This is a genomic window from Xylanibacter muris, assembly GCF_013166605.1.
In the GTDB taxonomy this organism is placed as follows: Bacteria; Bacteroidota; Bacteroidia; order Bacteroidales; family Bacteroidaceae; genus Prevotella; species Prevotella muris.
Window position 1 is genome coordinate 15,847 of sequence record NZ_JABKKF010000002.1, and the last position, 22,384, is coordinate 38,230.

Below are 22,384 nucleotides of genomic sequence, written 5' to 3' on the forward strand. Positions count from 1 at the left end.
CGTTTATGGATATAGCATTTTATGTAATCGTTGTTCTCTTGGTCTTTGTTGTAGTGTTGGCCAAGAAGGCTATTTTGATAATTCCTCAGAGTGAGACGAAGATAATCGAGCGTTGGGGACGTTATCATGCCACGTTGAGTCCCGGTGTGAATTTTATTGTTCCGTTGATGGACAAGGCAAGGAGCATTGTCGTTCTGCGCCGTGGTCTATACACATATTCCACGACTATTGATTTGCGCGAGCAGGTTTACGACTTTCCTAAGCAGAACGTCATCACCAAGGATAATGTTCAGACAGAAATCAATGCCTTGCTTTATTTCCAGATTGTAGATCCGTTCAAGGCTGTATATGAGATTGATAATTTGCCGAATGCGATAGAGAAGCTGACCCAGACGACATTGCGTAATATAATCGGAGAACTTGAGCTTGACGAGACACTCACAAGCCGTGATACAATAAACACAAAGTTGCGGATTGTGCTTGATGACGCCACAAATAAATGGGGTATAAAGGTTAATCGGGTGGAACTTCAGGATATCACACCTCCTGCAAGCGTGCTTAATGCCATGGAAAAACAGATGCAGGCTGAGCGTAACAAACGTGCCACTATTCTTACGAGTGAAGGAAAGAAGGCATCGGATATCCTTCAGTCAGAGGGAGAGAAGGCTGCAATAATAAACAGGGCAGAGGCAGACAAGCAGCAGGCTATTCTCAGGGCAGAGGGTGAGGCACAGGCGCGTATACGCAAGGCGGAGGCCGAGGCTGTCGCTATACGTAAGATAACGGAGGCTGTCGGGCAAAGTTCGAACCCTGCAAACTATCTTTTGGCACAGAAATACATACAGATGCTTCAGCATCTTGCGGAGGGAGATAAGACAAAGACCGTTTATCTGCCGTATGAAGCGACGAATCTTATGGGAAGTATCGGTGGTATAAAAGATTTGTTCAAGTCGGAATAAAGACACAGACTGCCACAAAGGCCGGAAGCCTGAAATGATAGGGCTTCCGGCCTTTGTGGCGTTTCTGACAACAGCCTTTACATTATATTCAGACCATAGGTATGGTTTTAAAGTGAACTGAATCTTTCTGTGAGCTTCTTGCGGTATACTTTTCCGACTCTCACGTGAAGGATATTGTCGAAAGGCGGATAGAAATAGCAGGTGTTGTTTCTTACTTCCAGCAGGTAGTTTATGTTGATTATGAATTTCTGGCTTACTTGTATGAAACGCTTGTCTAATGCCAGCAGGTTTTCATTGTTGATGTTACGTTTCAGTTTTATTGCTTCTTTGCTGCATGCCACGATGACCTCCCATACTCTTGTCTCGGAATTATATTGAAACACGCAGATGTCTTGGGTGTGCACAAGTTTGAAGTCCGCGGTGTTTGTATAAAATAGGATTTTTTCGTCTGTTTTCTGTTTTATAAGTCCGCTTATCGAAGTCGACACCCCGTTTTGATAGTTGGCATATACTCTCTTCATCACTTCTTCGAGTTCGTTGTCGTCCACCGGTTTCATCAGATAGTCGAACGCATTGCTTCTGAATGCCGGAAGCATATAGTTGTGGTGTCCGGTATACATGACAATCTGACACCATTCCGTTAGAGTCTTGTTCAGTTGTTCCAGGATTGTGAGCCCCGACATATCCGGCAACTCTATATCAAGAAATATAAGTTCCGGATTTGTTTCTTTTGCAGCGGTTATTCCATTTTCTCCATTATATGCTTTTCCTACTATTTCTATTCCGTTAAACTTTTTGAGTTTTTCGGAAAGTATTTCCGTTGCTGTGATGCTGTCGTCGATAATTAATACTTTCATGAGTCGTTGGGATCTATATTTATATTATATTCGTTAGTTTTATCTTTTGGGGAATATATAATTCTACCGTGCATCCGGATATTTCATTGCCGTTCTTCACGTTTTGTATGTTCATTTTAATCCTTGCATTTTCCCTCTTGTCCTGATTTATAATCATGATAGTCTTTCTGATTATGTCCAGTCCGTTTTTCCCCGTTTTGTTGTTGAAGTTCCTTATGTCAAATCCGGTTCCATTGTCGGTGACCGCAATAATGGTGCCGCGTGGCCTTCCGGAAATGTTTATATCAAGACGTTTTTCTTTAATTGTGTTTTTAAATCCGTGCTTGATTGAATTCTCAACAAGTAACTGTATGAACATTGACGGTATCATTATTTTATCTGGTTCTACATTGCTGTCTATGTTCATGCTGAATTTTATCTTGTTGTCAAGCATACTGTTTTTCAGTTCGACGAATCTTTGTACGAAATCAAGTTCCTCGCTTAGTGTTATGTACATTCTGCATGACAGGTCGAGGTTCGCACGTATAAGTCTTGACAGTTTGTAAAGACCGTCGGTTTTCTGTTCGTTGTTTTGTTTGCCTATTTCTGCATTTAAGATGTTGAAAACAAAGTGTGGTGTTATTCTTTGTCTGATATTTTCCATTTTGAGGTTGAGCATTTTTATCTGTGCCGTAGCCTTTTTATTCTTTGTGTATACGACAGATGCCCCGAGACATGTGCTAAGCAGGAGCACGACAAATGCCATCAGCCATAAAGTTGTTGATGTCTTATATAAGTCCGCGTCTTTTTTACTTATCTCGATTGCGTGGTTTAGTTTTAGTGTGTCCTCTGTGAATTTCTGCATTATCTCTGAGGCTCTCATGCCCATTTTGTTATGCATCGCAGAGTCGGAGGCTGCCGTAGCCTTGCTAAATATCTCGTATGCCTTTTTGTAGTTGTCGGTTGCCTTATAGTATTCTGTCAGGTATCTGTCCCTTATATTTATGAGGTTTTGTTCTTTGATTTTTCTTTCATGTTTTTCTTTATTCATTATTCTTTCGACCTCATCGTATCGTTTCTCTTTTATTGCTGTGCCTATCTTGATTGTGTTTACGTAATGAATGGCGGGAAGAATGTTTTTCTTGATGAAAAAATCCTCTGCGTCATTGATGTATTTCAATGCCGCTTCCGTACTGTCTAAGTTTAAATATACGTCTGCAAGGTTGATTCTGCATAAATACACGTCTATGATGTTGTTGCATTTATTGGCGTGAAGATGATTTTCCATTCGTTTGAATACTTCAAGAGCTTTGGGATAATCCTTTTTGTAGTAATACATATTTCCGAAATTGTTAAGGAAATACAGTTGCATATTGAGTTTTATCCTGTCAAAATGTTTGTCGGTCTGTTTGTAGAAATATTCGGCAGATGTAAAGTCTTCAAGATTTGTGTATATCTGTGCCAATCCCATGTATAATGAGATGTTCTTCCTTTCAGGAAGTTGAAGCGAGTCTACAAGAAACAGTGCTCTTCTGTACCATTTTGCAGCTTCGGGCAAATTGTTGGCCATTGTGTATGCATCAGCGAGGTTTGCGGCAATTTCCGGTGAAAAGTCTATTATGTCGCTTCTCATTGCCAGTAGATATGCATTATAGTTTGTTTTTATTGTGTTTTCGTTATTGCGTCTGAACACGTAGTCTGTTGCTGCCTCGATGGCCAGACTTTTTGCCAACAGTCCGTTGCGTCGTGGTGATTCTGGCTGTTTTTCCGCAAATGCCTTTGTCTTTGCGGAAAAGTGCAGAGAAGTGTCGTTGGATTCCGATATAAGATAGTGTTTGCCTTTCAGAAGGAAATAATCGTAGAATGTAAAGCTGTCTTTAGCCTGTGTCATCATGCTGTCGCAGAGCCTCAAGGCATTTGGCGCCATTTGTTCAATGGAGTCTGTGATGTTTCTAAGGGTTGTTCTCTCTTCTTCGGAACGGTATCCGTTGTTGTCTGTCTTACACGAAAAGAGATAGGCTATGATGACAAATAAGACTAAATGTAAAAATTTCCCCCCCCCCATAAAATATAGGTTTTTGCTGTTTCATACATACTTTTATTACTCTATATTATTCATGAGTGCAAATATAAGAAAAATAATACAAATACAGCGAATCTGTATAGTTTATTTTATTAAAAATATGAGGCTTTGTATGTTTTTTGTCGGATTTCACACGGCTTTTCCAGCCTTGTCAATCTTTCTGAAGCCGGCTATCGCCGGTGGGGCTTGAACGAAACGTTTCTTCAGGGTTACGTTATATATGACGCTGTCAGCATAATGCATGCGTGTTTTTTCTTCGGTAATTCTATTTGATAAAATGATTTTGTTTTGGTTTAAAAACGTTCGAATTATAAAAAATAGATTTAAAATATTTCTGATTACAATATTATTATGTAATTTTGCAATCTAAATTTAGAATAACTCCTTATGGTGCATAATATTTTTAAAGGATTAGGCATTGCCTTGATAACTCCGTTTTCCGATGACGGTTCTGTTGACTATGATTCATTATCGCGTTTGATTGATTATCAGTTGTCTAATGGGGCGGATTTTTTCTGTATTCTTGCAACGACCGGGGAGACTCCTTGTCTTACTTCCGATGAAAAAATCAAGATAAAGAATTTTGTTGTGAGTAAGGTTGCCGGGCGTGTCCCGATTTTGATGGGATGTGGAGGAAACAATACTCTTGCGGTTGTTGATGAACTGAAAAACGGTGATTTTAGTGGTGTTGACGGTGTTCTTAGCGTGTGCCCTTATTATAATAAGCCGTCTCAGGAAGGACTGTACCAGCATTTTAAGGCAATTGCCGGTGCAACCAGGCTTCCTGTTGTGCTTTATAATGTTCCCGGCCGTACGGGGGTTAATCTGAAGGCGGAAACGACAGTGCGTCTTGCTGTTGACTGTAAGAATATCGTGGCGATAAAGGAGGCGAGTGGCAATTTGGAACAGGTCGATGAGATTATAAAGAAAAAACCGGATGGCTTTGATGTTATCAGCGGTGATGATGCTCTTACGTTCCCAATGATTTCATGCGGAGCAGTGGGAGTGATAAGCGTTATAGGAAATGCATTGCCAAAGGAGTTCTCAAAAATGATAAGGCTTGAGTTCAGGGGCGAATATGAAGGTGCGCGTAAGATACATCATCGTTTTACGGACCTTTTCAGTTTGCTTTTCGTTGACGGCAATCCGGCCGGTGTAAAGGCAATGCTTCATGAGATGGGCATGATAAAGAATGTGTTGCGGTTGCCTTTGGTGCCAACACGTATTTCTACCCTTCAGCGCATGAGCGAATTGATGAAGGAGCTTAAAATATAAATGTGATGCACTGGGTATGAAGGTAAATGCACTGATGTGAGGTATCTTCAATTAAAATCACAAAAAAAAGTGTATTGAAAATTTGGTGGTAATAAAAAAAAACAGTACCTTTGCATCGCAATTCGGGAAGCGAGGCTTTTGCCAACGATTTTGCGTATGGAATAAGGACGGCTCCTTAGCTCAACTGAATAGAGCATCTGACTACGGATCAGAAGGTTGCAGGTTTGAATCCTGCAGGAGTCACGAAGAAGGACATAGTCTTTCTTTCCGATTCCTTATAATGTTTATAGCCAGTTTTGTCGGCTCCTTAGCTCAACTGAATAGAGCATCTGACTACGGATCAGAAGGTTGCAGGTTTGAATCCTGCAGGAGTCACGAAAAGCGGAAAGTTTGTAATAAGCTTTCCGCTTTTTTATTGCATGTAAATGTTGCCAGTGGATTTATATAAAGGAGCACTGCCATATAAATATGGAAATTTTCTGAATTCAACAAAAGAGGGACATCTCTTTGCTATGTGGATAAAAGTTTCCATGATTCCACAAATGGGAGAGAAAGGGCGGTTTATGGAAACATTCCCTTTGGTAAATCACCCCGGTTGATGTTCAAGAATTTAAGGAAATCTCCCCTCTTATGCTTTTTGTCATGTAATGTCTCACATCATCGGGATCGCTGTATTGCGCCTGAAGATACATCAGTTTTGTCACGGCACTTTCCACCGTGCTGTCATATCCGCTTATCACTCCGGCTGACTTCAAATGAAATCCGGTGTCGTATAACCCCATCTCAACGCGTCCTGTCATACATTGACTGATGTTTATTATGACTTTTCCTGAGTCGGAAGCCTCTTTGAGCATATTTGTGAGCCATGATTGTTGAGGGGCGTTGCCGCTTCCGTAGGTCCTCATTACAATTCCGCGTAGTGACCGGAAACTTAAAACATGATTGACCAGTTCTTTTGATATTCCGGGAAACATTGTGAATACTATCACATTGTTGTCCAAAAGAAAATGGGGAGTCATTTCTTTTGTGTAGTCGGGTTTCATCATCCTGTCTTCATGGTATGTGATGTTTACCCCGACATCGGCAAGGTGCATATAGTTGAAACTCTCGAACGCATTGAAATTTTCGGCACTTTGTTTCGTGGTTCTGTTGCCTCTCATAAGATGCCCGCTGAAATAAATGCCGACTTCCGGCACCATTGCTTTCCCGTCTTTATTCTTTGCAGATGCAATTTCGATGCTTGTTATAAGGTTTTCCTTTCCGTCTGTTCTCAACTGTCCTATGGGGAGTTGGCTTCCGGTAAGAATCACTGGCTTTGTAAGGTTCTCAAGCATATAACTGAGCGCAGATGCCGTGAATGCCATAGTGTCAGTGCCGTGAAGAACAACAAAACCGTCATATTTTTCATAGTTGCCGGCAATGATACGGGCAAGATCGGTCCATAATGCCGGAGACATGTCGCTGCTGTCTATTGGAGGTGTAAACTGGTAGGTGGCAATGTTTGTTGATACATGTGCCAATTCCGGAACATTGTTAAGCAAGTGTTCAAAGTTAAAAGGCTCCAAAGCTCCGGTTATGGGGTTGCGGTTCATACCGATTGTACCTCCCGTGTAAATGAGCAATACTTTATTTGTACACGTCATCGTTTACGTTAATTTTTCTGCAAAAATAATGAAACTTTTCGAGAATACGGAATTTATTTATTAATTTTGCGACACAAGATATGAATAATACTTAAAACAAATAAAAAACATCTGAATCTTATGAAACAATTTAACGATGAGAACTTCCTGCTCGATACAGAGGTTGCTCAGGACTTGTTCCACAATCATGCGGCAAAGATGCCGATAATAGACTATCATTGCCATCTTATACCGGAAATGGTGGCCAATGACCATAAGTTCAAGAGCATAACCGAGTTATGGCTTGGCGGTGACCACTACAAGTGGCGTGCCATGCGTACGAACGGTGTTGATGAGAAATACTGCACAGGCAAGGACACCAGCGATTGGGAGAAGTTTGAGAAGTGGGCGGAAACTGTTCCTTATACATTCCGTAATCCGTTGTATCATTGGACCCATCTTGAACTTAAGACAGCGTTTGGCATAACAAAGCAGCTAAGCCCGAAAACAGCACGTGAGATATTCGACGAGTGTAATGAAAAACTTAAGTCTCCGGAGTTCTCTGCCCGTGGTCTTATGCGTCATTACAATGTGGAGTGTGTATGCACAACGGATGATCCTATTGATGATTTGCGTTATCATAAGCAGACACGTGAAAGTGGTTTTGAGATAAAGATGATACCGGCATGGCGTCCGGACAGAGCCATGAATATAGAAAAACCTGATTTTTCTGATTATGTGAATAAGCTCGGTGAGGTGGCCGGTGTCACCATTACGACCTTTAAGGATATGACAGATGCCTTGCAGAAGCGTCATGATTTCTTTACAGAGAACGGATGCCGCCTGTCTGATCATGGTATTGAGGAGTTCTATGATGAGGAATATACGGATTCCCAGATAGAGATAATATTCAGTAAGGCAATGCGTAAGCAGCAGCTTTCCGAATTGGAAATACGTCAATATAAGAACTGTTTCCTTACCAAGATGGCTGAAATGGATGCCGATGCCGATTGGACACAGCAGTTCCATTATGGTGCCATTCGTGATAACAACACCTTGATGTACAATAAGCTGGGCGCAGACACGGGCTTTGATTCAATAGGAGAGTTCAATACGGCACGTGCGATGAGCAAGTTCCTTAATAAGCTTAACATGGAAGGCAAGCTTACACGTACAATATTATATACGCTTAATCCGTGTGCAAATGAGGTAATTGCGACCATGCTCGGTAATTTCCAGGGCGGATGTCCGGGAAAGATACAGTTCGGATCCGGATGGTGGTTCAACGATCAGCTTGACGGTATGACACGTCAGATGAATGCATTGTCGGTGCTTGGCCTTCTTAGCCGTTTTGTGGGCATGCTCACAGACTCACGCTCTTTCCTGAGCTATCCGCGTCATGAGTATTTCCGCCGTCTTCTCTGCAATATTCTTGGTAACGATGTCGAGAAAGGCCTGCTTCCTAACGATACGGAGATACTCAGCCGTATGGTGGAGGATATTTCTTACAACAATGCCAAGAACTATTTTAAGTTCTATTAATGTACTGGGCTTTTGAAACCATAGGATAAAAATCAAGTCCTGTCAGGTAGGAAAGTAAATAAAAAAACTGAAGGGTATACCGTTTCTTTCGATTCGGTATGCCTTTTTTTCTGCCGTTTTATTTTTCTATGTATTTTTTTGTTTAATTAGAAAAATAGGTGTAAATTTGCAGCGGTTTAAACAGTTTTACTAAATGACAATCAAGAGAAATATTATTTTGCCGATAGTTCTTATAGCTATTGTTGTAATGTTTGGCAGTTGTTCAAGCACCAAAAACGTTGCTTATTTCCAAAATAGTGACACAGTCAGTCTGGAACAGTCAAAAGGACTTTATGATGCACGTATAATGCCTAAGGATCTTCTGACAATCACTGTAAGTACTTTGGACGATGCCGCTGCCGCCCCTTTCAATCTTACTGTTCCTACGACATATTCTGAAGCCACAAATTCCGTGACTTCACAGCCAAAGCTTCAGAGTTATCTTGTGGATAACAACGGGGATATAGTGTTCCCGAAAGTAGGAAGAGTGCATTTGGGAGGCTTGACGAAATCTGAGGCGGAAAAGGTTATAGAGGATAAGATAAAGCCGTATATGAGTGAGACGGAGAACCCTATTGTCACAGTAAGGATGTCGAACTATAAGTTTGCGGTGATGGGAGAAGTTGCCCGTGCCGGAGTGTATACGGCGGCAAATGAGAAGACAAGCATATTGGAAGCTTTGGCCCAGGCCGGTGACCTTACTATATATGGTGTGCGCGATAATGTCAAGCTTATACGTGAGGATGCCACAGGGCAGAAAACAATACATGTGCTGAATCTAAATGATGCACGCCTTATAAACTCTCCTTATTATTATCTTCAGCAAAACGATATAGTATACGTTGAACCAAATAAAGTGAAGGCACAGAATTCGAATATCGGCAGCATGACCACACTGTGGTTTTCGGCAACCTCGATACTTATTTCACTGACATCGTTGCTGTATAATATATTGAATTAAAATACCATAAAGTTTAAAGGAGGAACATAGGCCATGTGTGGAATTGTAGGGTATCTGGGCGAGAAGGATGCTTTCCCTGTATTGATAAAAGGTCTGAGACGTCTGGAATATCGTGGTTATGACAGTGCCGGAGTGGCTTTGGTAAACGGGAATGGCAATCTGAATGTTCTTAAGAGTAAAGGAAAGGTTGACGACCTTGTCGCTTTTTGTGAAGACAAGGATATTTCCGGTTCGGTGGGTATCGCCCACACTCGTTGGGCAACTCATGGTGAGCCTTCATCAGCAAATGCGCATCCGCATTATTCTCAATCTAAAAATCTTGCCATCATACATAATGGTATTATTGAGAATTATGCGGATTTAAAGAATAAGCTTATAGCAAAAGGGATTAAATTCCGTTCAGATACGGATACGGAAGTTCTTGTGCAGCTTATAGAATACATACAGGAACGTAAATCCCTTGATTTGCTTACAGCAGTCCAGCTTGCCCTTCATGAGGTTATCGGAGCTTATGCGATAGCCGTTATAGACAGACGTATCCCGAATCAGATCATAGCTGCTTGCAAGCAAAGTCCGCTTGTTGTCGGTATAGGCGACAATGAGTTCTTCATAGGCTCTGATGCGAGTCCCATTGTTGAATATACCGATCAGGTCGTTTATCTTGATGATGGAAATATTGCAGTTTTAAGACTTGGTGAAGAACTGAAGGTGGTAAGTATTCTTAACAGGAAGCTTTATCCTGAAATCCAGACAGTGGATATCAATCTCGGCCAGTTGGAGAAAGGCGGATATCCTCATTTTATGCTCAAGGAGATATTCGAGCAGCCTGAATGTATAACCAATTGTATGCGCGGCCGTGTTAATGTAAACGGTGATAATGTGGTGCTCAGCGCGGTGATAGACTATAAGCAATATTTGCTTAACGCAAAGCGTTTTATCATTGTGGCATGCGGCACATCATGGCATGCGGCACTTATAGGGAAACAGATGATAGAGGGATTCTGCCGTATACCGGTGGAGGTGGAATATGCTTCAGAATTCCGTTACCGGAATCCCGTAATAACAAAAGACGATGTCGTGATAGCTATATCGCAGAGCGGTGAAACGGCAGACACATTGGCGGCTGTAAAGCTTGCACGCCAGCATGGAGCCTTTATTTATGGGATATGCAATGCTATCGGGTCAAGTATTCCACGTGTGACAGATACTGGTTCCTATATACATGTCGGTCCGGAGATCGGTGTCGCTTCCACAAAAGCCTTCACGGGACAGGTTACCGTGCTTACCATGCTGGCCTTGGCACTTGCCAAGGAAAAGGAAACCATGTCGTATGAATGTTATAGGAAGATAGTGAAGGAACTTCATGAGATACCGGGTAAAATGCGTGAGGTGCTAAAGCTTAACAGCTGGATAGCCGATCTTAGCCGAACTTTCACATACGCGAGAAATTTCCTTTATCTTGGACGTGGATACAGTTATCCTGTAGCACTTGAGGGTGCGCTGAAGCTTAAGGAAATAAGTTATATACATGCAGAGGGGTATCCTGCCGCAGAAATGAAACATGGTCCGATAGCCCTGATTGATTCAGATATGCCGGTAGTCGTTATTGCGACACATAACGGCATGTATGAGAAAGTGCTCAGCAATATACAGGAGGTGAAGGCAAGAAAGGGAAAGGTCATCGCTCTTGTGACAAAAGGTGACGACACAATAAGCCGTATTGCAGATGAGGTCATTGAGCTTCCTGACACTATAGAGTGTCTCGAACCGTTGTTGGCCACCATACCGCTTCAAATGCTTGCCTATCACATAGCGGTATGCAAGGGAAAGAACGTAGACCAGCCCAGAAACCTGGCAAAGTCAGTGACTGTGGAATAGATTGAAAGGCACTTTACACTTTATATGTTATTGGGATTAGAGTAAAAAGGATAACCACTATATTTATCAGACATACAATTAAATGGAGCAATTAAAACACGAATGTGGTGTGGCAATGATACGACTGTTGAAGCCACTCGATTATTACCAGCGTAAGTACGGCACATGGATGTACGGTTTGAACAAACTCTATCTTATGATGGAGAAACAGCACAATCGCGGACAGGAAGGAGCCGGTATGGCATGTGTGAAACTTGCCACGAAACCCGGGCATGAGTATATGTTCCGTGAACGTGCGGAAGGTTCAAATGCCATTACTGAGATTTTTGGGATTGCTCAAAAAGATTTTCGTGGACTTTCTCCCATGCAGCTTAATGATGTGGAGTATGCAAAAGCCAATTTGGATTTTGCAGGGGAAATGTATATGGGACATCTGAGATATTCCACAACGGGTAAGAGTGGTTTGAAGTATGTGCATCCTTTCCTTAGGCGCAACAACTGGAAAGCAAAAAACCTTTGCCTTTGCGGAAACTTCAATATGACGAATATTGATGAGATTTTTGATAAAGTGACCTCACAGGGACAGTGCCCGCGTATTTACAGCGACAGTTATATCATGCTCGAATGGATGGGGCATCGTCTTGACCGTGAAGTGGAGCGTAATTTTATAGAGGCGAAGGAAAAGGGGCTTGAAGGAACGGACATTACCGACTATATAGACAATAATGTTCTTATGGAGAATGTATTGAAGACCACTATGCCTGATTTTGACGGCGGATATGTCGTATGCGGACTTACCGGCAGCGGCGAGATGTTCTCAATGCGTGACCCATGGGGCATACGTCCGGCATTCTATTACAAGAACGATGAGATAATCGCTTTGGCCAGCGAGCGTCCTGTGCTACAGACAACATTTGATTTGGAATGTGATGACGTAAATGAATTGGAGCCGGGGCACGCCCTGATAGTAAATAAAGAGGGACATGCAAAGATAGAAAAGATTCTTGAACGTCGCGGTGATTCTGCATGTTCTTTTGAACGCATATATTTCAGCCGCGGTTCCGACCGTGATATATATGATGAGCGGAAGAAACTTGGAATGCAGCTCATGACACCTATTCTGAATGCCGTCGATGGTGATGTTGAGCATACTGTATTTTCTTTTATTCCAAATACAGCAGAGGTTGCTTTCTATGGAATGCTCAGAGGTTTTAAGGAATACATGAATGAACAGAAAATAAAGGCCATTGAAGAGATGGGGCGTATTCCTACACATGATGAGCTTGTCAGAATCATGAATATGTATGTACGTTCGGAGAAGGCTGCATGGAAGGATATAAAGCTGCGTACGTTTATTACAGAAGGAAATTCGCGAAATGACCTTGCATCACATGTATATGATATTACCTACGAGGTGTTGGAGAAGAATGTAGACAATCTTGTTGTCATAGACGACAGTATCGTGCGTGGAACTACATTGCGTGAGAGCATAATAAAGATTCTCGACAGACTGCATCCTAAAAAGATAGTCATAGTAAGCTCATCGCCACAGATCAGATATCCCGATTATTATGGAATAGACATGTCAAGTCTTGAGGAATTCATAGCTTTCCGTGCATGCATCGAGCTGATAAAGGAAAGGGGAATGCATTCACTTATAGACGAGACATACAAGAACTGCAAGGAAGAGATAACCAAGGCAAAAGGCGATATGAGATGTTGTGTGAAGGACCTTTATAAACCGTTTACCGTAGAAGAACTTAATAATAAGATGGTGGAACTGTTAAGGCCGGCTGAAGTTACAACTCCTATAGAATTGGTATTCCAAAGTATAGAAGGACTGCATGAGGCTATACCTAATCATAAAGGCGACTGGTATTTCACGGGAGATTATCCTACTCCTGGAGGCATGAGGCTTGCCAATCAGGCTTTCATCAACTATATTGAGAAAGTATATCAGTACGAGCAGAAATTTTAAATAAAGACCAATACTTAAATTATACAGATGAAGAGCGTTACATTAGTCCTTGAGGACGGAACGGAATTTCATGGCAAGTCATTCGGTTATGATAAACCTGTGGCGGGAGAGGTGGTCTTCAATACGGCAATGATGGGATATCCGGAGTGTCTTACGGATCCGTCGTACGCCGGACAATTGATGACGCTTACTTATCCTTTAGTTGGAAACTATGGCGTGCCTCCTTTTACGGTTGGTGCGGATAAGCTTGCAACATTCATGGAAAGTGACAAAATCTACGCTTCGGCTATCATTGTGGCGGATTACAGTGAAGAATATAGCCATTGGAATGCGGCGGAAAGTTTGGCTGAATGGCTTAGGCGTGAACAGGTTCCCGGTATAACGGGAATAGATACCCGTCAGTTGACAAAAGTGTTGCGTGAACATGGAGTCATGATGGGAAAAATTCTTTTTGATGACCAGCCTGACAATATTCCTACGGCTGATTACTCCGGAGTAAACTTTGTAGACCTTGTAAGTTGCAAGGAGATCATCCGCTATAATGAAGGTGCAGGAAAGAAGGTAATTCTTGTAGACTGCGGTGTGAAAAACAACATTATCCGTTGTTTGGTCAGCCGTGGGGTGGAGGTTATCCGTGTGCCGTGGAATTTTGACTATACCGGTATGGATTTTGACGGATTGTTTCTTGGAAACGGTCCGGGTGATCCTGATATGTGTGAGGAGGCCGTTACAATTATACGCAAACAGATGGATAATTCACGTAAGCCTATATGCGGTATCTGTATGGGTAACCAATTGTTGGCTAAGGCCGGAGGAGCAACAATATATAAGTTGAAATACGGACACCGTTCTCACAACCAGCCGGTTCGTGAGGTTGGTACAGAACGATGTTATATAACAAGTCAGAATCACGGGTATGCCGTTGATGCAAGAACGTTGGGTTCCGGATGGCGTGAACTGTTTGTAAACATGAATGACGGCTCTAATGAAGGTATATGCCATAAGGAGAATCCTTGGTTTACGAGCCAGTTTCATCCGGAAGCATGTTCAGGCCCTGTAGATACAGAATTTATGTTTGACCGTTTTGTTGATAAATTAAAGTAAGGACAATGAAAGACGAAAATATAAAGAAAGTTCTTCTGCTCGGCTCAGGTGCGTTGAAAATAGGTGAGGCCGGTGAGTTTGACTATTCCGGTTCTCAAGCCCTTAAGGCACTGCGTGAAGAGGGAGTCTATACAATATTGATAAATCCCAATATCGCGACAGTACAGACATCGGAAGGCGTTGCCGACCAGATTTATTATCTTCCTGTGCAGCCATACTTTGTAGAGCGTGTGATAGAGAAAGAGCGTCCGGATGGTATTCTTCTTGCTTTTGGAGGACAGACGGCGCTGAATTGCGGTGTGGCTCTTTATCAGAGCGGTGTCCTTGATAAATATAATGTCAGGGTTCTTGGCACTCCGGTGCGTGCCATCATGGATACGGAAGACCGTGAGCTTTTTGTCGGAAAACTTAACGAGATAGGTGTAAAGACGATAAAAAGTGAGGCTTGTGAAACCATTGAACATGCAAGAAAGGCTGCGAGTGAACTCGGCTATCCGGTTATTCTCCGTGCGGCTTATGCCTTGGGAGGTCTGGGCAGCGGTTTCTGTGACAATGAGGAAGAACTTGACAGGTTGGCCGAGAAGGCTTTTTCTTTCTCTCCACAGGTCCTTGTGGAAAAGAGCCTGAAAGGCTGGAAGGAAATAGAATACGAAGTTGTGCGTGACCGTTATGACAACTGTATCACCGTTTGTAATATGGAGAATTTCGATCCGTTGGGTATCCATACCGGTGAAAGCATAGTCATTGCCCCTTCCCAGACCCTTACGAATAGCGAATATCATAAGCTTCGTGCATTATCCATAAAGATTATCCGCCATATAGGTATAGTGGGAGAATGTAATGTGCAATATGCATTTGACCCAAAGAGTGAGGATTACAGGGTCATAGAGGTAAATGCCCGACTTAGCCGTTCTTCTGCCCTTGCATCAAAAGCAACGGGATATCCGTTGGCTTTCGTTGCTGCAAAGTTGGGTATGGGCTATGGATTGTTTGAACTGAAAAACTCTGTGACAAAGACTACAAGTGCGTTCTTTGAGCCGGCACTCGACTATGTGGTATGTAAAATACCCCGTTGGGATTTAAGCAAGTTCCGTGGTGTTGACAAGGAGCTTGGTTCATCCATGAAGTCTGTAGGAGAAGTTATGGCCATTGGGCGAAACTTTGAGGAAGCCATCCAGAAAGGTCTGCGTATGATAGGACAGGGTATGCATGGTTTTGTAGAGAATAAGGAACTTGAGATACCGGACATTGATTCTGCCTTGCGTGAGCCGACAGACAAACGTGTGTTTATTATATCCAAGGCCATGCATAAGGGATATACCATCGACCATATACATGAGCTTACAAAGATAGACAAATGGTTCCTCAGAAAGTTGAAGCACATAATTGATATAGATGAGCGTATGAAAGCTCTCAATAATATCAATAATCTTGATAGGGAATTATTGCGCGAAGCTAAAATATATGGTTTCACGGATTTCCAGATAGCACGTGCCGTAGGACTTGAAGCCGAATTGAAGAGTATGGCAAAAGCAGGTCTTGTCGTGAGGAATCTTAGAAAAGGATATGGTATCCTGCCATACGTAAAACAGATAGACACTTTGGCTGCGGAATATCCCGCACAGACAAATTATCTGTATCTGACTTATGCTGGTGTGGCTCATGATATCAAGTTTGAAAGGGACAAGCGCTCTATCGTTGTTCTTGGTTCCGGTGCATACCGTATCGGTTCTTCCGTGGAATTTGACTGGTGCGGAGTACAGGCACTTAATACTATTCGAAAAGAAGGATACCGTTCTGTAATGATAAACTATAATCCTGAGACAGTGTCTACGGATTATGACATGTGTGACCGCCTTTATTTTGATGAGCTTACGTTTGAGCGTGTTCTTGATATCATAGATTTGGAAGTTCCTTATGGCGTTATTGTTTCCACGGGCGGACAAATACCGAATAATCTTGCCATGCGTCTTGACGGACAGCATGTGCCTATACTTGGAACTTCCGCTAAAGATATAGACAATGCAGAGGATAGGGCAAAATTTTCTTCAATGCTTGGACGCAACGGTATTGACCAGCCGGCATGGAGTGCGCTTACATCCATGGATGATATAAATAAATTTATAGACAATGTCGGCTTTCCCGTGCTTGTGCGTCCTTCATACGTATTGTCCGGTGCGGCAATGAATGTATGTTCAAACAAGGAGGAATTGGAGAAGTTCCTTTGCCTTGCGGCAAATGTAAGCGAAGACCATCCGGTTGTTGTAAGCCAGTTTATTGAGCATGCCAAGGAGGTTGAGATGGATGCAGTGGCAAAGAACGGTGAGATAATCGCCTATGCCATCAGTGAGCATATAGAGTTTGCCGGTGTCCATTCAGGAGATGCGACTATTCAGTTCCCGCCGCAAAAGCTCTATTGTGAGACAGTAAGGAGGATAAAGCGTGTAAGCAGGATGATAGCCAAAGAGCTTCACATCAGCGGGCCTTTTAACATACAGTTCCTGGCTAAGGATAACGATATAAAGGTCATTGAGTGTAATCTTCGTGCGTCACGTTCGTTTCCGTTTGTAAGTAAGGTTTTGAAGATAAACCTCATAGAGCTTGCGACCAAGGTGATGTTGGGGCTTAATGTTGAGAAACCGCATAAGAGTCTGTTTGATTTGGATTATGTAGGAATAAAGGCAAGCCAGTTCTCTTTCAACCGCTTGCAGAAAGCCGATCCGGTTCTTGGCGTTGATATGGCTTCAACCGGTGAAGTGGGGTGTCTTGGTGATGATACGAGTACGGCTTTGCTTAAGAGCATGTTGTCTGTAGGCCATCGCATACCGGAAAAGAATATTCTTCTTTCCACAGGCGGTGCAAAACAGAAAGCGGAAATGCTGGATGCTGCGCGTATGCTTGTCAGTCATGGGTATAATATCTATGCTACGGGCGGCACTTCAAGATTTCTTAAGGAGAATGGTGTCGAGAATACTATGGTTTACTGGCCGTCTGAAGATAAGAAGCCGCAGGCTCTTGACATGTTGCATGACCATGAGATAGATATGGTGGTGAATATTCCAAAGGACCTTACTGCAGGTGAACTTTCAAATGGCTATAAGATACGCCGTGCGGCTATCGACCTTAATGTTCCGTTGATTACGAACAGCCGTCTTGCAAGTGCCTTTATACATGCTTTCTGTACGGTCGGAATAGATGGAATCGGCATAAAAAGCTGGGCTGAGTATAAATGATAATATATAATAAACATACATTTAAATATATAAATAAAAGATATGAAAGCATTTGTTTTTCCCGGTCAGGGAGCACAGTTTGTCGGAATGGGCAAGGAACTTTATGACAACAATCCATTGGCAAAGGAACTTTTTGAAAAAGCAAACGATATCCTCGGTTATCGTATTACCGATATAATGTTTAGCGGGACTGATGAAGAACTGAAACAGACAAAAGTAACACAGCCGGCAGTATTCCTTCATAGCGTTATCAAGGCATTCTGTCTTGGTGATGATTTTGCACCTCAGATGGTTGCCGGTCATTCTCTCGGTGAGTTTTCTGCTTTGGTGGCTGCCGGTGCGTTGAGTTTTGAAGATGGCTTGAAGCTTGTTTATGCCCGTGCGATGGCTATGCAGAAAGCTTGTGACATGGCACCTTCCACAATGGCGGCAATTGTGGGTTTGCCTGATGAGAAGATTGAGGCGATATGTGAAGGGATAAGCAAGGATGGTCATGTGGTTGTTCCTGCAAACTATAATTGCCCTGGCCAGTTGGTGATTTCCGGTAATATAGAGGCAATAAATGAGGCCTGTGAGCAACTTAAAGCCGCCGGTGCCAAACGTGCATTGCCATTGAAGGTCGGTGGCGCGTTCCACTCTCCTTTGATGCAGCCTGCAAAAGATGAGCTTCAGGCAGCTATTGAAGGCACAGACTTCTCTGCTCCGAAGTGCCCGGTTTATCAGAATGTAGACGGCAAACCACATGTTGAGCCGGAAGAGATAAAGGCAAATCTGATTGCCCAGCTTACAAGTGGTGTGCGTTGGACATCGTGTGTGCAGAATATGATTGCAGACGGTGCTGATGACTTTACCGAGTGCGGTCCGGGAAAAGCTCTTCAGGGCATGATTGGACGTATAGACAAGAATGTGGCTGTTTGCGGTATAGCATAACTGCTTGTTAAATAATCCTTTGCTATGAGAAAACAGGACTTTGTTTTCCGGCAGAGGATTATTTGTTTTAATAAAACAATCAAAGATTTCCTTTATGAATAGCAAAATAATAATCTATCAGATATTCACACGTCTTTATGGAAACCGTAATCTGACACGAATGTATAATGGAAGTATTCTGGAGAACGGTTGCGGAAAGATGAACTTTTTCACTCTTTCTGTGTTAAAGGAAATAAAGAAACTTGGTATTACCCATGTGTGGTATACCGGTGTGATACGTCATGCCACAAAGACTGATTATTCCGGATATGGAATACCTGTAAATCACAAGGCTGTGGTTAAAGGCAATGCCGGTTCGCCATATGCCATTACAGACTATTATGATATTGATCCGGATCTTGCAGAGAATGTAGGCAACAGGATGGAGGAGTTTGATGCTTTGCTTAAGCGTACGCATAAGTCGGGATTGAAGGTTATAATAGACTTTGTGCCGAATCATGTTGCACGTCAGTATCATTCTATTGCCAAACCGGCGGCAGTGGTTGATTTGGGAGAGAATGATAATGTTGGCGAAGGATTTAGTCCCCGGAATAATTTCTATTATTGTCCTGGGTGCCGGTTTCATCCTGATTTTGACTTGCATGACGAAACCGGTAAAGAGTATATGGAAGAACCTGCAAAAGCAACGGGGAACGACTGTTTTGGTCCGAATCCTGGTGTGAATGACTGGTATGAGACAGTAAAGCTTAATTATGGTGTTGACTATTATGCAGGTAGGATAGGTTATTTCAATCCGGTTCCTGATACTTGGAAGAAGATGCTTGATATACTTCTTTTCTGGGCCGGTAAAGGTGTGGATGCTTTTAGGTGTGACATGGCGGAAATGGTGCCTGCCGCATTTTGGAAATGGGCTACGGGTAAAGTGAGAGAGGCTTATCCGGAAATATTATTCATAGGCGAGGTTTATAATCCGGCCGAATACCGTAATTATATCAGTTCCGGATTTGATTATCTTTATGATAAGGTTGGAATGTATGACACTATGCGTGCTGTCATTTGTGGAGCTGCTTCTGCTTCGGCCATTACCGGAGCATGGCAGGCTACTGATGATATAGAAAGCAACATGCTTTATTTTCTGGAGAATCATGATGAACAGCGTGTGGCGAGCCGTTTCTTTGCCGGTGATGGTTTGAAGGCTGTTCCGGCTCTTGTTGTAAATGCTCTTATGCGTAGGAATCCGTTCATGCTTTATGCTGGTGAGGAGTATGGTGAAAAAGGTATGGATGTAGAAGGATTCAGCGGATGTGACGGGCGTACTACTATTTTTGATTATTGGAGTATTGACACTTTGTGTCGTGCTGAAAACGGTGGGCTTACTGAGGATGAACGGAGGCTTTATGATATACATGTAAAGGTTCTTAATATAGCCCATACGGAAAAAGCTGTGGGTGAAGGAGCCTTTTTTGATTTGATGTATGTTAACGGTCATTCAGAGGTGTTCAATCCTGACAGGCAGTATGCTTTTCTGCGTAAGTGTGATGACAGCCTGCTTATTGTTGTTGCAAACTTTGATTCGTCAGATGTTGACATAGAACTGACTATTCCCGCCCATGCCTTTGACTGTCTGGCCTTGAAAGGGGGCTTGGTTATGGCATCAGACATCCTGAATGGCAGTAAGCGTAAGTTGAATTTGGTTAAGGATGGACGTATTCCGATGAGAATCTTAGCCAATGGAGCCGCAGTGTGGAAAATAAAGCTCAGTTAAAGGTTATGGTTCTTAATAAAACAGAATATGGAAGACGTGGTTTTAAACGTACACAATAAGGAGGAATTTCCTCCTGCACATACTGCAGAACATTTGCTGAACCAGGTAATGGTGAGAATGTTCGGTTGCGAGCGTTCGGTGAATGCACATATAGAGCGTAAGAAAAGCAAGATAAGCTATATACTTGACCATAAGCCCGACCGTCATGAAGAAAAGGCAATTGTGGATAGAATGAATGAGTTGATAGCTGAGGATTTACCTGTTGAATATGAGTTTGTAGACCGTGACAATATACCTGACGGAGTAAGGTTGGACCGGTTGCCTGAGGATGCTTCAGAGACGTTGAGACTTGTGCGTATTGGCGACTATGATGTGTGCCCGTGTATAGGCAGACATGTACGTTCAACGGGGCAAATCGGCAGATTTGAATTGCTTGGAACAAATTGGGATGAAGAAAAGCACTCGTTCAGGATACGTTTCAAGATTATTGCATCCTGATAGTCCAAAGAGTGGATTTATGTGATAAAATAAAATGGGGAGTTAAGGATTTATATTTGTTATGTTCCTTAGCTCCCCATAAAATACTATTTTGTTTCTATTTCCTCTTTCATATCAATGAAGTTGCCTTTGCTGTCGTAGAACTCATACTGCAGGAAAGCCAATTTCTGTGATGGAATTACATTTAGGCCGAATCCGTATTTCATCTGCCACTTACGTTTAATAGATATAAGCCCTTTATTTATATAGGCTTCTACGTATGGATGCACATGAAGTGTGAGCTTTCTTATGCCTATCTTGTTTACTAACCGGTCAATTTTGCTCTCTAATTGGTCTGTGAATAGAATACTTGACTTTATCTTGCCTTTACCAAAGCATGTGGGGCAGGTCTCTTCCACATTCACGTCTATGGCCGGCCTTACACGCTGACGTGTAATCTGCATGAGGCCGAATTTGCTCAATGGAAGAATGTTATGTCTTGCCCTGTCTTTCTGCATGTTTTTGCACATGCGTTCATAAAGCATCTGGCGGTCTTCCGCCAAATTCATATCAATAAAGTCCACAACGATTATTCCGCCCATATCCCTAAGGCGTAACTGGCGTGCAAGCTCATCGGCAGCTCCGAGGTTTACTTCCAGTGCGTTGGCCTCTTGGCCGTTTTCTGCGCGTGTACGGTTTCCGCTGTTCACGTCTACTACATGAAGAGCTTCTGTATGTTCAATGATAAGGTATGCTCCGCGCTTATAGTTTACCGTTTTCCCGAATGACGACTTTATTTGTTTTGTGATGTTGAAGTTGTCAAAAATGGGAACCTGTCCGGTATATTTCTTTACGATATCTGCTTTTTCCGGGGCTATCAGTCCTACATAATCTTTTATCTGGCCGAATATTTCATCGTCATTTACATAGATTCCGTCATAAGTAGGGTTGAACAGGTCACGCAATAAGGCAACAGCCCTGCCGGTCTCTTCGTATATGACCTGAGGCCTGTTCACGGTTTTCTGTACTTTTGTGATAGCGTCTTCCCATCGTTTCAGCAGTATTTTCAGTTCGCTGTCCAGTTCTGCTACACGCTTTCCTTCTGCAGAAGTGCGCACAATAACACCGAAGTTTTTCGGTTTGATACTTTGAATCAACTGTTTTAGTCTTGTGCGTTCTTCTCCTTTTTTAATTTTAGTGGATACCGATACCTTGTCGTTGAAAGGTATCAGTACGATATAACGGCCTGCAAAACTCAGTTCACATGTAAGTCGTGGACCTTTTGTGGAAATGGGTTCCTTTACAATTTGCACCATCACTTCCTGTCCGACTTTCAGAGTGTTCTGTACGCTTCCGTCTTTTTTCAGGTCGGGAAGGCGTATTGCTTTACTGATAGGATATAATTTCTTTTTGTCGCTTTGTACCTGTTTGAGGTATTTTTCGTAAGAGCTGAATTGTGTACCTAAATCAAGATAATGCAAAAAAGCATCACGTTCGAAGCCTACATCTACGAAACATGCGTTCAAGCCAGGCATTAGTTTCTTAACTTTTGCCACATAAATGTTTCCTACAGAAAATGATGCAGAGCGCGGCTCGTTCTGGTATTCGACCAGGCTTTTGTCTTCGAGCAGTGCTATTGATATCTCTTTCTGTTGTACATCGATAATTACTTCGCTTGTCATTGCTTTTAAGTCTTGTTTTT

General features: G+C 42.5%; 13 protein-coding genes, 2 tRNA genes and 1 pseudogene. 12 read left to right on the forward strand and 4 right to left on the reverse strand.

Features of this window, described 5'->3' with window-relative positions; all coding sequences use genetic code 11:
- Window positions 1-5 precede the first annotated feature (5 nt).
- Window positions 6-959, forward strand: a complete 954-nt coding sequence (locus tag HPS56_RS02170) for an SPFH domain-containing protein (protein ID WP_172273173.1) — start codon at window positions 6-8, stop codon at window positions 957-959.
- 107 nt (window positions 960-1,066) lie between these two features.
- Here the strand turns inward: HPS56_RS02170 and HPS56_RS02175 are convergent, their stop codons facing one another.
- Window positions 1,067-1,816 carry a LytR/AlgR family response regulator transcription factor gene (locus HPS56_RS02175; protein WP_172273176.1) on the reverse strand — a complete coding sequence of 250 codons (750 nt, stop codon included), beginning with the start codon at window positions 1,814-1,816 and terminating at the stop codon, window positions 1,067-1,069.
- Window positions 1,817-1,835: 19 nt separating this feature from the next.
- Window positions 1,836-3,860 (reverse strand): tetratricopeptide repeat-containing sensor histidine kinase, encoded by a 2,025-nt coding sequence (locus HPS56_RS02180; RefSeq protein ID WP_172273179.1) that lies wholly within the window; start codon window positions 3,858-3,860, stop codon window positions 1,836-1,838.
- Window positions 3,861-4,265: 405 nt separating this feature from the next.
- On the opposite strand from HPS56_RS02180, the gene dapA reads away from it, so the two are divergent.
- The 3 genes from dapA to HPS56_RS02195 all read left to right on the forward strand — a co-directional run bounded on the left by dapA (window position 4,266) and on the right by HPS56_RS02195 (window position 5,528).
- Entirely contained in the window at window positions 4,266-5,153 is an 888-nt protein-coding gene (dapA, locus tag HPS56_RS02185) for a 4-hydroxy-tetrahydrodipicolinate synthase (RefSeq protein WP_172273182.1), read from the forward strand.
- A 169-nt stretch (window positions 5,154-5,322) separates the two neighbouring features.
- A tRNA-Arg gene (locus tag HPS56_RS02190) sits at window positions 5,323-5,396 on the forward strand.
- Between the two features lie 58 nt (window positions 5,397-5,454).
- Window positions 5,455-5,528: transfer RNA gene (locus HPS56_RS02195), tRNA-Arg, on the forward strand.
- A gap of 227 nt (window positions 5,529-5,755) precedes the next feature.
- On the opposite strand, the gene HPS56_RS02200 is transcribed toward HPS56_RS02195, so the two are convergent.
- Complete coding sequence (locus HPS56_RS02200; RefSeq protein WP_172273185.1) at window positions 5,756-6,796, reverse strand: asparaginase; 1,041 nt, start codon at window positions 6,794-6,796, stop codon at window positions 5,756-5,758.
- 120 nt (window positions 6,797-6,916) lie between these two features.
- On the opposite strand from HPS56_RS02200, the gene uxaC reads away from it, so the two are divergent.
- The 8 genes and pseudogenes from uxaC to HPS56_RS02240 all read left to right on the forward strand — a co-directional run bounded on the left by uxaC (window position 6,917) and on the right by HPS56_RS02240 (window position 20,703).
- On the forward strand, window positions 6,917-8,317 hold the full coding sequence (gene uxaC / locus HPS56_RS02205) for a glucuronate isomerase (protein WP_172273188.1): 1,401 nt from the start codon (window positions 6,917-6,919) through the stop codon (window positions 8,315-8,317).
- A gap of 193 nt (window positions 8,318-8,510) precedes the next feature.
- Complete coding sequence (locus HPS56_RS02210; RefSeq protein WP_172273191.1) at window positions 8,511-9,317, forward strand: polysaccharide biosynthesis/export family protein; 807 nt, start codon at window positions 8,511-8,513, stop codon at window positions 9,315-9,317.
- A gap of 33 nt (window positions 9,318-9,350) precedes the next feature.
- Window positions 9,351-11,195, forward strand: coding sequence for a glutamine--fructose-6-phosphate transaminase (isomerizing) (gene glmS, locus HPS56_RS02215; protein WP_172273194.1), 1,845 nt, complete (start codon window positions 9,351-9,353; stop codon window positions 11,193-11,195).
- A gap of 82 nt (window positions 11,196-11,277) precedes the next feature.
- Window positions 11,278-13,173, forward strand: coding sequence for an amidophosphoribosyltransferase (locus tag HPS56_RS02220; protein ID WP_172273197.1), 1,896 nt, complete (start codon window positions 11,278-11,280; stop codon window positions 13,171-13,173).
- Window positions 13,174-13,200: 27 nt separating this feature from the next.
- Window positions 13,201-14,277 (forward strand): glutamine-hydrolyzing carbamoyl-phosphate synthase small subunit, encoded by a 1,077-nt coding sequence (gene carA / locus HPS56_RS02225; protein WP_172273200.1) that lies wholly within the window; start codon window positions 13,201-13,203, stop codon window positions 14,275-14,277.
- A 5-nt stretch (window positions 14,278-14,282) separates the two neighbouring features.
- Window positions 14,283-17,510, forward strand: a complete 3,228-nt coding sequence (carB, locus tag HPS56_RS02230) for a carbamoyl-phosphate synthase (glutamine-hydrolyzing) large subunit (protein ID WP_172273203.1) — start codon at window positions 14,283-14,285, stop codon at window positions 17,508-17,510.
- A gap of 42 nt (window positions 17,511-17,552) precedes the next feature.
- A complete protein-coding gene (gene fabD / locus HPS56_RS02235) occupies window positions 17,553-18,440 on the forward strand; it encodes an ACP S-malonyltransferase (protein ID WP_172273206.1) in 888 nt (295 codons plus the stop codon).
- A gap of 94 nt (window positions 18,441-18,534) precedes the next feature.
- A pseudogene (locus HPS56_RS02240) lies at window positions 18,535-20,703 on the forward strand (alpha-amylase family glycosyl hydrolase).
- Between the two features lie 86 nt (window positions 20,704-20,789).
- On the opposite strand, the gene HPS56_RS02250 reads toward HPS56_RS02240, so the two are convergent.
- Complete coding sequence (locus HPS56_RS02250; protein ID WP_172273215.1) at window positions 20,790-22,364, reverse strand: Rne/Rng family ribonuclease; 1,575 nt, start codon at window positions 22,362-22,364, stop codon at window positions 20,790-20,792.
- Between the last annotated feature and the right edge of the window lie 20 nt (window positions 22,365-22,384).

What these genes read in the sequence shown, in the direction of transcription:
- HPS56_RS02170 (WP_172273173.1), top strand. Translation starts at nt 6, where the DNA reads ATGGATATAGCATTTTATGTAATCGTTGTTCTCTTGGTCTTTGTTGTA.
- HPS56_RS02175 (WP_172273176.1), bottom strand. Translation starts at nt 1,816, where the DNA reads ATGAAAGTATTAATTATCGACGACAGCATCACAGCAACGGAAATACTT.
- HPS56_RS02180 (WP_172273179.1), bottom strand. Translation starts at nt 3,860, where the DNA reads ATGGGGGGGGGGAAATTTTTACATTTAGTCTTATTTGTCATCATAGCC.
- dapA (WP_172273182.1), top strand. Translation starts at nt 4,266, where the DNA reads ATGGTGCATAATATTTTTAAAGGATTAGGCATTGCCTTGATAACTCCG.
- HPS56_RS02200 (WP_172273185.1), bottom strand. Translation starts at nt 6,796, where the DNA reads ATGACGTGTACAAATAAAGTATTGCTCATTTACACGGGAGGTACAATC.
- uxaC (WP_172273188.1), top strand. Translation starts at nt 6,917, where the DNA reads ATGAAACAATTTAACGATGAGAACTTCCTGCTCGATACAGAGGTTGCT.
- HPS56_RS02210 (WP_172273191.1), top strand. Translation starts at nt 8,511, where the DNA reads ATGACAATCAAGAGAAATATTATTTTGCCGATAGTTCTTATAGCTATT.
- glmS (WP_172273194.1), top strand. Translation starts at nt 9,351, where the DNA reads ATGTGTGGAATTGTAGGGTATCTGGGCGAGAAGGATGCTTTCCCTGTA.
- HPS56_RS02220 (WP_172273197.1), top strand. Translation starts at nt 11,278, where the DNA reads ATGGAGCAATTAAAACACGAATGTGGTGTGGCAATGATACGACTGTTG.
- carA (WP_172273200.1), top strand. Translation starts at nt 13,201, where the DNA reads ATGAAGAGCGTTACATTAGTCCTTGAGGACGGAACGGAATTTCATGGC.
- carB (WP_172273203.1), top strand. Translation starts at nt 14,283, where the DNA reads ATGAAAGACGAAAATATAAAGAAAGTTCTTCTGCTCGGCTCAGGTGCG.
- fabD (WP_172273206.1), top strand. Translation starts at nt 17,553, where the DNA reads ATGAAAGCATTTGTTTTTCCCGGTCAGGGAGCACAGTTTGTCGGAATG.
- HPS56_RS02250 (WP_172273215.1), bottom strand. Translation starts at nt 22,364, where the DNA reads ATGACAAGCGAAGTAATTATCGATGTACAACAGAAAGAGATATCAATA.